General features: G+C 29.7%; 12 protein-coding genes. 4 read left to right on the plus strand and 8 right to left on the minus strand.

Annotation, left to right across the window (positions count from 1 at the left end):
* The 3 genes from ABIK75_07315 to ABIK75_07325 form a co-directional block, all read right to left on the minus strand.
* A partial coding sequence (locus tag ABIK75_07315) for an ABC transporter permease (GenBank protein ID MEO0090893.1) occupies nucleotides 1–601 on the minus strand: 601 nt, incomplete at its 3' end.
* The gene (locus ABIK75_07320) at nucleotides 591–1523 is read right to left on the minus strand and encodes an ABC transporter ATP-binding protein (protein MEO0090894.1); all 933 of its coding nucleotides are present in this window, start codon (nucleotides 1521–1523) and stop codon (nucleotides 591–593) included. The genes ABIK75_07315 and ABIK75_07320, both read right to left, overlap by 11 nt.
* A 46-nt stretch (nucleotides 1524–1569) precedes the next feature.
* Nucleotides 1570–3045 (minus strand): hypothetical protein, encoded by a 1476-nt coding sequence (locus ABIK75_07325; GenBank protein MEO0090895.1) that lies wholly within the window; start codon nucleotides 3043–3045, stop codon nucleotides 1570–1572.
* 148 nt (nucleotides 3046–3193) lie between these two features.
* Between ABIK75_07325 and ABIK75_07330 the strand changes: the two genes are divergently transcribed.
* Nucleotides 3194–3400, plus strand: a complete 207-nt coding sequence (locus ABIK75_07330; GenBank protein MEO0090896.1) for a cold shock domain-containing protein — start codon at nucleotides 3194–3196, stop codon at nucleotides 3398–3400.
* Between the two features lie 15 nt (nucleotides 3401–3415).
* Here the strand turns inward: ABIK75_07330 and ABIK75_07335 are convergent, their stop codons facing one another.
* The 3 genes from ABIK75_07335 to ABIK75_07345 all read right to left on the minus strand — a co-directional run bounded on the left by ABIK75_07335 (nucleotide 3416) and on the right by ABIK75_07345 (nucleotide 7346).
* The gene (locus ABIK75_07335; GenBank protein ID MEO0090897.1) at nucleotides 3416–4525 is read right to left on the minus strand and encodes an aminopeptidase; all 1110 of its coding nucleotides are present in this window, start codon (nucleotides 4523–4525) and stop codon (nucleotides 3416–3418) included.
* Between the two features lie 193 nt (nucleotides 4526–4718).
* The gene (dnaA, locus tag ABIK75_07340; GenBank protein MEO0090898.1) at nucleotides 4719–6032 is read right to left on the minus strand and encodes a chromosomal replication initiator protein DnaA; all 1314 of its coding nucleotides are present in this window, start codon (nucleotides 6030–6032) and stop codon (nucleotides 4719–4721) included.
* A gap of 171 nt (nucleotides 6033–6203) precedes the next feature.
* Complete coding sequence (locus ABIK75_07345) at nucleotides 6204–7346, minus strand: hypothetical protein (protein MEO0090899.1); 1143 nt, start codon at nucleotides 7344–7346, stop codon at nucleotides 6204–6206.
* Nucleotides 7347–7673: 327 nt separating this feature from the next.
* Between ABIK75_07345 and ABIK75_07350 the strand changes: the two genes are divergently transcribed.
* The 3 genes from ABIK75_07350 to ABIK75_07360 are packed head-to-tail and all read left to right on the plus strand — an operon-like array spanning nucleotide 7674 to nucleotide 11830.
* Nucleotides 7674–9569: an OmpA family protein gene (locus tag ABIK75_07350; protein ID MEO0090900.1), complete on the plus strand. Its 1896-nt coding sequence runs from the start codon at nucleotides 7674–7676 to the stop codon at nucleotides 9567–9569.
* 36 nt (nucleotides 9570–9605) lie between these two features.
* Nucleotides 9606–10406 (plus strand): hypothetical protein, encoded by an 801-nt coding sequence (locus tag ABIK75_07355; protein ID MEO0090901.1) that lies wholly within the window; start codon nucleotides 9606–9608, stop codon nucleotides 10404–10406.
* Nucleotides 10407–10432: 26 nt separating this feature from the next.
* Nucleotides 10433–11830: a hypothetical protein gene (locus tag ABIK75_07360; protein MEO0090902.1), complete on the plus strand. Its 1398-nt coding sequence runs from the start codon at nucleotides 10433–10435 to the stop codon at nucleotides 11828–11830.
* On the opposite strand, the gene ABIK75_07365 is transcribed toward ABIK75_07360, so the two are convergent.
* Nucleotides 11827–12438 carry a DUF4159 domain-containing protein gene (locus ABIK75_07365; protein MEO0090903.1) on the minus strand — a complete coding sequence of 204 codons (612 nt, stop codon included), beginning with the start codon at nucleotides 12436–12438 and terminating at the stop codon, nucleotides 11827–11829. The genes ABIK75_07360 and ABIK75_07365 overlap by 4 nt on opposite strands.
* A gap of 24 nt (nucleotides 12439–12462) precedes the next feature.
* Nucleotides 12463–13310 (minus strand): hypothetical protein (locus tag ABIK75_07370; protein ID MEO0090904.1); only part of this gene is annotated, 848 nt, incomplete at its 5' end.

The raw sequence follows: 13310 nt of genomic DNA on the forward strand, positions 1-13310 counted from the left end.
AATACAAAAAATTGGCAATTATTTTCACTACAGTTGATTTAGAAATTTGGGCAAGGGTTTTTAAATCTCTTGTCAAATGGCCAACAAAATATAAAATAAAAGTAAAAATAGAAGCGGTTAAAGGAGTAGCGAAGGTTGAAAAAAAGATTGCTAAAGAAGTAATTATTGATAATTGAAAAAGAAGAAGCAGATTAGGAAGTAAGATTGAATAATTGGTCTTTACGTCTGTTAAAAGTAGGACCACGCCAAAAGCAATAGTTAATATTCCAACCACAAAAAAAAGTAAAAGCATTTGGCCAAGATATTTTCCTAAGATAAACTCCCCCCTTCTTATTGGTCGAGATAAAACTAAATAGATTGTTCTTTTTTCAATCTCTTTATAGATTAATCGACCGCCGATAAGAATAGCAATTAATACCGAAATAAAATTAATTGAAGAGAGTGACAGATCCTTAATAATTTTTACTTCTTCGCCCAAAGCTAAAGGCTTAATGAACTTACTACTCGCCATCAAGATAAAACCCACCGCTAATAAAACTAACAAAATTTTGTCTCGGATACTTTCAATAAAAGTATTTAAAATAATTGCCCTAAGGCGCATATCTCTTCTCCTTTATAAAAGTAAAGAAATATTCTTCCAAACTTCTTCGACGAGGAATTAAACCATGAACTCTACCACCAAAATTTTGAATTAAAGAAAGAACTTCGTCCTTTCTTTTCTCATCGTCACAAATTGCCATCCATTTATCACCACTTCTTATTAAATCCTTTACTAGTCTTTTTATCTCTGATAAATAAACTTCGGATATTCGAGAAAAAATTATTTCATATTCATAAATTTCTTCACCTAAAATCTCAGAAATTGTTCCTTCTTTTATTTTTTCTCCCTTTATCAAAATACCGATCCGATCACAAAGCATTTCTGCATCCGATAAGATGTGGGAAGAAAAAATTATTGTCTTTCCTGCCTTTTTTAACTGAATAATCAAATCTCTTATTTCTTTTCTACCAATCGGGTCAAGACCGCCCATTGGCTCATCTAAAATCAAAATTTTCGGATCAGTAACAAGACAACAGGCAAGACCAATTCGTTGTAACATTCCTCTTGAATAATTTTTTAAAAACATATCCTTTGCCTCAATCATCCCCACTAATTCCAAAATTTCATAGATCCTTTTTTTAGAAACCCCTTTCCCGTACATTTGAGCAGTAAGATAAACAAGTTCATACCCATTGAGATATTCATAAAAATAAGGCTGCTCTGGTAAAAAACCGATCTCTTTTCTTATCTCACTTTGTTTTGGTTCTTTTTTCATTATTAAAACTCTTCCGAAAGTAGGTTTTGCTAAACCGACAATCATTTTTAAAGTAGTTGTTTTGCCCGCACCATTAGGCCCTAAAAGTCCATAAATTTCACCTTCATTAATTATTAAAGAAAGATTGTTTACTGCGACTACTCTTTTTAATTTCCAGAATCCACTGCGATAGATCTTAGTAAGGTTATCGCAAAAAATTATTGCCACTTTTTATTATAACGAAAGAAAAAATAAAATCAAAATTTATAAGTTTTTATTTTACAACAACCTTTTTTATCTTTTTATCTATCAAAGTAAAATATACTCCCTTTTTAAGATAAGTAACCCTTTGACCAACAATATTAAAGATTTTAAAATCAGCAACCTTTTTTCTATCAATTTTTCTATTTTCTCCTCTCCCCTCTTTTATTTCCATAAAAGGTAATGGAAAATCATATTTGTAAAACCAAACTTCGTTTGTATTATTTCCTTTCAAGGCAAATAGACCACCAGCAAAAAGTAAAAGAGAAGCGCCACCTTTCACTTTTTTATTAGTAGGGTAAATCGGTATTGGTGGCAGTTCGTGCCAAGAATCACCATTAACAAAATATGCCCAAAATTCCGTCGTGTTACCACCTTTAAAGGCAAAAATCACATCATGCCCTTGCTCATAAACCATAAAGGCACCCTCTTTCACTTTCTTTTTTGTTCCTAATTTGTTATAAAGGGGCATACTCTTTTTTGGTTCCCATTTATCAGAATCGGCTTTATAAAAGAAAAACTCATTTGTACCACCTTTTAAAAGATAGATATTCCTTCCGTCAGAACAGAGACAACTTCCTTTCTTTATTTTTGTTTCTCTTTCTAAATAAGGTGTCATTGCCTTTTCGATCCAAGTATCATTATTAATATCATAGGCATAAAATTCTCGGGTATTACTTCCCTTGATAAGAAATAGATAATCTTTATTCAAAATCTTCCCTTTAGCCAAAGAAGAACCTCCTTTTAAACCTTTGTTAGTAGGTCCCAAAGGAATTTCCCTTTTTCTTTGCCAACTATCTCCTGTCAAGGAATAGGCAAGAAAATCTCGGGTATTATTACCAACTGCTAAATAGATAAAATCACCCGATTTACAAATACAACTACCCTTTTTAGGCAAGTATTTAGCAGATAGTAAATAATTAGGAATTGAACACTTTCTTGTCCAAAAATTAATTATTGGGTCATATAGATAAAATTCATTTGTTTTATTTCCTTTCATTACAAAAATTTTCTTATCACTTTTAACCGAACCATCACACATTCCTCCGCCATCTTTAACTTTCTTCCCCTTTTCTCCTAAAGGAACACTGTCCCACAAAATCCATTGGTTTAAAAGAATTTCCGCAATCCTTAATTTACTTGACAATGTATCATTAATAGGATTAGTGTCATTGACAGAATATAAAGAACATTTCACTAAATAGATTCCCACTTGGGCATTAAAAGGAGTAAAATCAATTGATTGGGTTGAATTACCATTAATGGTAACTTGCTTAGAATCAAGATATACTTGATTATTATTTGGTAATTGAAGAATTTTAAAATAGACAGAAACATTTGCTGCCTCTGGAGATTCATTTTGAATTTGGACACGCGGAGTATAAACGTCCGGCTCTTGAATACCGGTTGGCCGAATAATATTTTTTACCGAAATGTCAAGACAAAAAACAAAAGAAATCCCTAAAACTAATAAAAAAATTTTCTTCATCTTAACCTCCTTATTTATTTTAATTATAATTCAATTTTTATATAAAATCAATAATTATTGACTTTATCATTTTTTTTATTATACTTTTTTAAGCCTCAACCAGAAATAAAATTTCTGGTTAATCATAGGCTTAAAGGTAGGTGAGAATGTGTTTGGTAAAGTAAAGTGGTTTGATAGTAAGAAGGGTTATGGTTTTATTGAAGCAGAAGATGGAAGTGGTGATGTATTTGTCCATTATTCAGATATTTTAAGTGAAGGTTTTAAAACTTTAAAAGAAGGTGAACGAGTAAGGTTTGAAATTGCTGACAGTCCGAAAGGTAAGAAAGCTGTCAAGGTTGAAAGAATTTCGGAATAACCAAATTAAAATATATTAATCAATAAGGAACTTACCATTTTTAAAAATAAGTTCATTATCAACGTAAACTTCGCCTTCTTTTCTTAAATCGTATACCATATCCCAATGAATACTTGATTTGTTTTTTCCACCGGTTTCAAAAAGAGAAGAACCCAAAGCCAAATGAATTGTGCCACCAATTTTTTCATCAAATAGAGTATTTTTCACAAATCTCTGGATATTATAATTTGTGCCAAACGAGAATTCACCAACCCTCTTTGCTCCTTCATCAGTATTCACCAGCGCTAATAAATAATCTTCATTTTTCTCCGCCTTTGCCTTTATAACTTTTCCTTCTTTAAACTGCAGTTCTACCCCATCCACTTCTTTTCCGCCATAAACACAAGGAAAACTAAATTTGATAAATCCGTTAACTGAATTTTCTATCGGTGAAGTAAAAACCTCTCCATCAGGAAAATTCTCTTTACCATCACAATTTATCCATTTTCGGTTCTTTACTGATAATTCTAAATCAACATTTTTACCTACAATTTTTATTTTCTCTTTTTTTGATAAGAATTTAATTAATTTTTCCTGCCATTTACTTAATTTTTCCCATTCTTTTATTGGATCCCTTTTATCTAAAAAACAGGCTTTAAATATAAAATTCTCATATTCACTTAAAGACATTTCCGCATCCATCGCATTGGCAATATCCGGATAAGCAGTACCACACCATTTTATCTCTCTTTTAGCAATCTTTGATAATAATTTAGTATAATAATTTTTCCTTGCTTTACGATATAAAGCAATTCTTTCTGAAGGTACGTTTGTTAAATATTTCTTATTAAAATCTGTCCAAATTGTTAACCAAGAATTTACTTTTTTAATTTCTAACCAGTCGTGAGGAAAAATAAACTTTAATTGAAATTCTTTTGCTTTTTTATAGAAAATTTCCATCGTTTCTTCCATAATAATTTTTACATAAGGAAAGGCATTTACATCTAAAACTTCTTCGTAAAAAGCAATTATCAACGGCAATGAATTATATTTTCCTTCAATTTTTACAATTTCTCCTTTTTTAATATTTAAAGAATAATGACATAGTACTTTTGCTAACTTTTTCACATATTCATTAATCATCATTTTCCTCCTTACTTATTTATTTTAAAAAATATTATTTTATTATTGTTGTGTAAAATTTGTGGAAAAATTAAAATTAACAAGTTATTACAAGCGTTTAAAATCCACATCTCTTTAATTCATAAAAGTGGAATATGTAAAAAAAATTATTTTTTCCACATTTTCCACAAGTTTTCCACATAAAATTTAACAAAATTTACACACTGTTTATTTTATTAATTATCCGTGTTAAAATTTCAGAAAAATGGCTGTCAGTCTTTTTAAGTTCTTCTACTCTTAAACAAGCATAAAGCACAGTAGTATGGTCTTTTCTACCAAAATAGGAACCAATTTCTAATAAACTCATATTAAGATATCGCCGACAGAGATACATTGCTACCTGTCTTGCTAAGGAAATATTTTTATTTCTTTGAGGTGATTTCAATATTTCTGGTTCAAAATTAAATTCTTTAGCAACCTCTTTTATTATATCCTCTAAGGTAACCTCTTTTTTTCTTTGTAATAAATCTTTTAATAAAATCTCAATCTCTTCAATTGTTAAATCTCTTCCCCTTAAAGAAGAAGCCAACATTACTCTTTTAAGAGCCCCTTCCAATTCTCGAATATTTGTTTTTATTCTTTCTGCCAAAAATAAAATGATATCTTTTTTTATCGAAAAATTTTCTTCTGCAGCCTTTTTATTAATTATTGCAATTCTCGTTTCTAAATCGGGTGGTTGAATATCACAAACTAGTCCTTGGTTAAGACGAGAAATAAGCCTCTCTTCTAATGTTGGAATATCCTTTGGCGGTCTATCAGAAGTGAAAACCACTTGAACTGCCCGGGATTGTAAGTAATTTAAAGTATGAAAAAGTTCCTCTTGTAGTCTTTCCTTACCAACAAGGTAATGAATATCATCTATTAAAAGTAAATCCAACGAACGATATTTATTACGAAACTCAATGATACTATTTTCCTGAATTGCTTGAATTAGTTCTAAGAAGAAGTTTTCGGCCGAAGTATAAAAAATTCGATAATAGGGATAATGTTTTTTTACATAATTTCCAATAGAACAGATAAGATGAGTTTTTCCTAATCCTACCCCTCCATAAATAAATAAAGGATTATAATACTTCCCTAAACCTTCGCAAACTCTACGACAAGCAGCAAAGGCAAAACGGTTACACTCACCAACTACAAAGTTATCAAAGGTAAATCTTTCAGGAATTTTTATACCGTAATTAATGAAAATCTTTTTTTCTTCGGTTTCTGGTTCAAATTTAAATTTCTTAGGAATTATTTCAAATTTTATTTCAGAAATACCGCATTTTTTAGCCGCTTCTTTTATTATTGGAAGATAATGCTCGCTTATCCATTCGACAAAAAAATGATTAGGAACCTCCAATATCATAAGATCCTCTCCATCAAGTTTTGCTTTTATTGGTTCAATCCAAGTGTGAAAACCATCCGGAGTAACTCTATCTTTTAAATATTTTAAAATTTCTTCCCAAATACTTTCTACATTAATCATATTTCCCTCCTTAATTAATTCAAAATTAGTTCTTAAAATTAATATCAAAAATGAATTTTTAACCCTTCCACAAAAACTATTTAAAGAATAATATTTTTAAATATTAAGTCAAGATTTTTAATAATTAATGGGAGATTATTTTATATTTAATAATGTTCCACGTGGAACATTCTAATTTTCTTTCTTTTCCTCCTTTTCTTCGCTTGGCGCTATAACCTCCTCTTTTTCTTCCTCTCTTTCTTCTAATAAATCCCTATCGTCTTTTTTCTTAACTAAATTTAGATAAACTACCGTTTGACCTGTAGTCCATATATTTATTCCATAAGAAACGACAAAAAGATAAATTAAATAAAAAGTTAAGGCAAATAACAACGAAAGGATAGCTATCCCCCAATTACTTGGATTGAAATAAGGGTTTGGTTCTAATAAAGAAGAAAGGCCAACTTTTTCCATTAAAGTATTCCAAAATTGGTAATAAAATCCTGTATTTTCTGGTGGGGAAAGTTTTATAAAGTAATGAGTAAGAGAAAATGCCTCATTAATTTTGTTAGGGATCAATAAAGATAAGACCGTTTGACCAATCTTAATTGAAAGAAAGGCAGCGTAACCAAAGACTACAAAACCTAAAAAAGACAATAGTTTTAGAATAATAGAATACCAAATTAATCGGGCAGGTTGTTCATTCACGCAAGAAAAGACTTCAAATAATGTATCAAAAGTATCCGATTGGGTAGCACCAACAATAATAGGGGAGAGGATTAAAGAAAATAAAAGAATTATTAAAAGATAAAGAATAAAAATAGATGCACAAAAAGCTGGTATGCTCATAATTCCGAGAAATATCTCACCGAAATAAGGTATTTTTCCGATTAAACCTAATATAATTCCAGCAATAACAATAAGGATAATAAAACCAATAAGAAAAAGAGGGGATAGGAAATAGGATTTGAAGTTTTTGAAAGCAAATTTTAAACTTTCTTTGATTTCAAAAAACTCGTCACCTTTTAATTGCTCAAAAGTAATTTTGGCAATAGCATTTTGGGCAATAAAAAGGATTATGATAAACCCAACAATTCCAATTGCCCAAAGGATATACGAATAATAAGGTAAATTATCACCTAACCATGGAAAAAAACGAAAAGAAAGCCAAACTTCATTAAAAGAATAGCCACCAGTAAGAAAGGCAAGATAAGAAAAAAGATTATAAAAAATAAAGGCAACAAAAAGGGAAAGAGTCATTAAGGCTAATTTTTTTAAAGAAAAAGCAAGACGAAGACTCCTAAAAAGATCTTTATAGTTATAATGTAGTTTCATTCTTCCTCCTTTTTAAAAGTATCTAAAAATTTTAACAATTAAGTAAAACATAATAATTGCTAAAATAATTAAAATATACCAGAGATATTTTAATGGTAAAAAATAATTTTTCTCTTTAAAAAATTTTCTCCTAAAAAAGAACATATTAAATATATTAATAAGTTTTAAAGAAATGTCAAGAGATAAAAAATGAGGCTAATTTCCTTGACAAATTTTTAGAATTCTTGTGATTGTCTTTTAAAACATTTTTATAATTTGACAAAAGATAAAAAATTTATATAATTTATTAATGGTGTTAATTTTTTTTAAAATAAAAAGGAGGAAGTGATGAAGAAAATTCTGATTTTATTATTTAGTGTTCTATCTTTAATTTTTTGTCAATATAGCCTTTATCCAACAGACGGCCTTTTTTTAATGAAAGATGCGGAGATTAGAGAAAGCGGTAAGTTGCGGTTAGGGAGTTATTTTTTGTATTATCCCAAGAAGGAAGAACATTATTTAGACGTACCCTTTCCAACAGTTGCTTATTCTCTTGCTTCTTTTTTAGAAATTGGCGGTTATTACGGTGGAACATTTTATTTCAATTCTAAAGAAACAAGTTTTCATCGTTCTTCCTTCGATGGAATTTTCGCAGGTAAAATCTCTATTCCCTTTTTACCTCTTTTAAAGCTTGGGGCCTTTTTTTCCTATCCATTAAAAACTCGTGATTCGTTATGGGATTTAGTGCCGATTATTCCTTTTTCAGAAAATAAGTTAGCTTATTCCCTTTTGCTTAAATTAAAATTTTCTGACTTGTTACCTTCACTTCCCTCGCTTTTATTTGAAAATGGTTATTTTAAATATAATGAAACTAATTATCAAACTTTGGGCTTAGGTCTGCTTATTTCGGCAAAAAAACTATCGATTTTCAGCGAAATTTTCATCGAAGGTAAAAAGGGAGAGAAGATATTTGATTTTGATAAAAATCGAATAAGGTTAACACCGGGATTTAACATCGAATTAGGAGATATTTTTAATCTCGGTTTCAGTGTTACTAAGCGACTAAATGAACTGACGGAACTACCGGATTGGCAGTATAATCTTTCTTTAGCTTTTTCATCTTATTTTTTAAAAAAACCACCAAAAAAGAAAGGTTTTCTTACCGGTCGGGTTTTAGATTATGACACAAAATTACCTCTTTCAGCAAAATTGACAATTGAAAATATAAAAGAAGTATATTCTGATTCAATTACTGGTATTTATAATTTTGGTAAGATTCCGGAAGGACAGTATGTGGTCCATGTGGAGAAGGATGGCTATTATCGAGAGGCAATTCCCGCAGTGGTTGAAGGTGAGAAGACAGTGACAATTGACATATATTTAAAACCAATTTTTCAATATGGAACAATTGCCGGGCGGATATACGATAAAGAAACAAATCAACCTCTTTTAGCAAAAATTTTAATAAAAGAAAAGGGAATTGAGGTATCGTCCGATTCGATAACCGGTGGTTTTCGAATTGACAATATTGAAAGCGGTATTTACACCATAGAGGTAGTAAAAGAAAATTATTTTCCTTATATTTATACAGTTGAAGTAAAAGCAAGAGAGGTAAGAAATTTAGAAATTCCATTAGCAAAAAGAGTTGGTTTAGGAATAATTACCGGTCAAATTCTTGATTATAAAGAGAAAAAACCACTCAAAGCAGAGATTGAAATAAAAGAAGCAAACCTGAAAATAACCACTGATTCATTAACTGGAATTTACAAATTAGAATTACCAGGAGGTACTTATACAGCCATTGTCACTAGTGAAGGTTATATTGCTCAGACGGCACCAATTGTTGTGGAAAAAGATAAAGCACAAGAAAAGAATTTTTATCTTGTGAAAAAAGGGATGGTGATAACTTTGCGAGGAATATATTTTGATTTTAATAAAGCAACGATTAGACCCGAATCTTATCCGGTTTTAGATTCAGCCGCCCAGATTTTGAAGGATAATCCCAAAATTATTGTGGAAATTCAGGGTCATACCGACAATATTGGTAGTGCCGAATATAATAAAAAACTTTCTTTAAGACGTGCCCAAGCAGTTGTCAATTATTTTGTTCAAAGGCACGGAGTCGATATTAAACGATTAAGAGCGGTTGGTTACGGAGAGGAAAAACCGATCGCTGATAACGCCACCGAAGAGGGAAGAGCGTTAAATAGAAGAGTGGAATTTGTCATTATTGAGGAGGAATAGATCATCATTCTTAATCTTATTCTTTATCTTTTTTCTTTGAAGGCTGTTATTAATAATTTAACTTACGAATGGTCGGTATTTTCTTGTTTCTTAATTCCTGATGAGACTTTGAACATAAGAGTGATTTCTCAAAAGCCGATTTCTTATTTTTATGATGACGGCGAAATGATAGAAAAAATGAGTGAAGATAGTTTGAGAGAATTTTATTATATTTTTCGTCCTCAACATTCCTATTCCAAATTGGTGATTACCGATGGTGAAAAAGAGATGAGGATAAATTTTATTCCGTTAATTCCTTATAATAATGAAAAAAGAATTGGTGAGTTCTATATTGGTAAATATCCTAAAGAAAGTCCGCATCCCAATTTAAAAAAAGTTAAGGGGTTAATAAAAATTTTGCCCGAACTAAAAGATTTATATCTTTCTCCTGATTATCAATTGAAAGATTTTTTGATTCATAAAAATCCCTACCTTTATTTAAGAGAGGAACTTATTTACAAACTTCAACTTTTTACCGATTATTTGAAAAGCAAAGGAATAAAAGATGCGAAATTTAAAATCTATTCTGCCTTTCGTACCCCTTCTCAAAATTACAGTGGTGGCGGTGGAAAACGTAGTTGTCATCTATATGGTGGAGCATGTGATATTGGATTAGATTTTAATAAAGATGGAAAAGTTGATTTAAAAGAAAAGAACTTACTTTATAATTATGCCTTAGAATTTGAGGAAAATCTGAAGAAGAATAATAAAAAACTTGTTGGTGGTTTGGGGTATTACCGACGAAAACCTTTTATTCATATTGATATTCGCGGCAAAGAAGAAAGGTGGAAGAGATAAAATAAAAATTGGGAAGGGAGACAAAAATGAGATGCTTCTTTTTAATCTTATTGCCTTTATTTGTTTTTAGTTATTATGATTTTTCCCTTCGTAAAGAAGCAGAAGTTTCAGAACTCACGGAAGATCCTTATACTGATTACTATTTAAATCCGGCGGCGATTAGTGAGTTAAAAGAGAGGTTTATCGGAAGCGGAATTTATAGTGATAAAAAAACCCAATTTGCTTTTTTAAATTTTTTTAATCCTAATAAACTCCTTTCTTATGGTTTAACTTTCGCCAATTTGGAGACCGAATTTTCTTCGGAGAAGAGTTTAACTTTTTTCTTTTCCCAGAAAAAGAAAGATTATTCTTATGGTTTCAAATTTCAAGTTGGCGAAATAAAAAATTTGTACGAAGAGTCTTTTAGTTACGAAAATAGCGAGTTTGATCTTCAAAAAGAAGGACCCGTGGGTGATTCTTCGTCAACAAATTTCTATTTAGAAGATTATTATCTCTTAGAAGAAAGGAGGTATCAATATTTCAATCATTATCAAAATAAAAGCAACCTTTTTCTATTTCCCTTGGCTTTTTATCTCAAATTTAAAGAGTTAGAGGTTGGGATTGATTTGCAAAATTTTGTCGAAAAAAGAATCGATGGTAAAGTTTACGAAGAAAGGAATTTAGAAATTGAAGAAGAATATGAATATCGAAAAGAAGGAGATACCCTTTTAAGGGAATTGGAAGAATATTTGACTAGCGATATAAGATGGGAGGATTATCTCTTTCAAAAGATTGATAGTCTAAAAGTTTGGTATAAAGATATTTCTTTATTTTTAAGGAAAAGGACTAAGGGAATAAAAGAAAAGAAAATATTTTTTACCCGACTTGGTTACTCTTCAGAAATTATTAAAGGAAACACCTATCAAAAAAATTTTAATAATAGTTATGAGGCATCCTTAGAATGGGAAAGGAGTTATGAAGATGGTTATTGGTATTGTGAGTCTCTGTTTTTTGAAGAAAGTAACAGTGTAAAAAATGAAACAAAGAGAATAACAAACGGAAAAAAAGAAAATCTCTATCAGGAAGGAGGTTTTGGTTTCAATTATCTCTTCTCTTTTTTAAGGCTCGATAACACAATATTCTTAGGAATAAAAGAAAAGGTTGATTTAATAAGAGGCGAAAAAGAATGGGAGAAAAAAGGAAAAATTTATTTCTATTTAGGAAATAATTTAGAAATTGCTAATCTTTCCTTTTTCCCGATATTTCTTCCTTACTTGACGATAGAAGAAAATAAAAATAAGTTAGAAATAAGTTATGATTATAAAATCTTCTTTGATTTAAAATTTAAGATGTTTGATTTTTTAACAAGCCGGTTCAGTTATTTATTACCTAGTGAAAAAGATGCTGCTAAGAGATGGGTTTTGAGTTTTTATCTTAATTATTAATGGGATAAGGCATAAAGAAAGATATTAATCCCCATTCTTATCGCCTCTTCTCTTTTTTCCGGTGGGTCATTATATCTATCTGTCCAGCCATCGCTAATATTAGTATTCCAAGTATAAAATAGAACCAGTCTTTTTTCGTGAAAAATTCCGAAAGCCTTTGGTGGTCCTTCATAATGCTCATGGATTTTAGGTAGTTTATTAAAAGAGTAAAAGATATGAAAAATGGGAAAGTTAATAGGAATTTCCACGAGTTCTTTATCAGGAAATACTTTTTTTATTTCTCTTCGGAAAGCGGTATCCATTCCGTAATCATCGTCGGCATATAGAAACCCGCCATTTAATAAATAATCTCTTAAATTCTTTGCTTCTTTTTCAGAAAAATTGATATTACCGTGGCCAGTCATAAAGATAAAAGGATATTGATAAAGATTTTCTGAAAGCAAAGTTATTATCTCTTCTTTTTCTTCAACTTTTACATTAGTTCTTCTATTTATCTCTTTTGCTAAATTGGGAATAATTTCCGGATCATTATACCAATCGCCACCACCTTCATATTTTAAACGGGCAATCGTCAAATTAAAGATTATTGAAAAGACAAGAAAAACCATCTAATTAATTATTATCCTCAAAAGTTATTTTTTCAAATATATTGAATATCTGTTATCCCTTTTTATTAAATAAAAATTATTTAATAATCTCTCTTGGTATTTTTTATCTTGAAAGAAAAGCACTGGATAATAATTGTTTTTAAAATATTTGTGAAAGCGAAAAGAGAAATCGTCAAGGTTATTCTCAATAATAATTAAATCACAATATTTTTCTGGTTCTTTCATTATTTTTATGATTTCATAATCGTAGGCGTCAAAAATATCCTCCGGTCTTATTTTTAAAGCAAAAGAAAATACTTGAAATTCTTGGCGAGAAGGAATTAAGATCTTTTTCTTTTTCAAATCAATATCTTTAAATAAATTTTGAAAGTATAAGATCTTTTCTTTTACCATTGGATAGTTGATATCAAGGTGATGGCCGTAAGGAAATTTGTTCTGATAATGGTTTCTGCCAGTAAGAAAAAGAGAAAATATTTGGGTGTTAGAAAAGAAACTTAAAAAGATTAAAAAAATAGTGATAATTTTGAAATGTTTATTTTTAACATTTTCTAAAAAAAGAAAAGGAGTAATAACAAAAAATGGAAGAGATAATAGATAAAATCGGGAATAACCTAAACTGATGTTAAAATATTCCAAGAGAAAATGGGTAAATAAAGGAAGGAGAAGTAAAATTATTTTATAAGATTTTTTATAAATCAAATAGAAAAAACTTAGAAAAGAGATAATTGGTAAATAACCAAAGAGTTCTTTTAAGATTTTAATATTAAAATTAAATAAATTTTTAAAATTAAAAGCATAAGGTAATCTTCCGCAGGTATCTTTGGTAACCGGATGATTATAAAAATAGAAGGGATCGGAATATAAAAGATAAT

The sequence above is a fragment of the candidate division WOR-3 bacterium genome, assembly GCA_039801725.1.
Taxonomy (GTDB): domain Bacteria; phylum Hydrothermota; class Tepidihabitantia; order Tepidihabitantales; family DTDR01; genus DTDR01.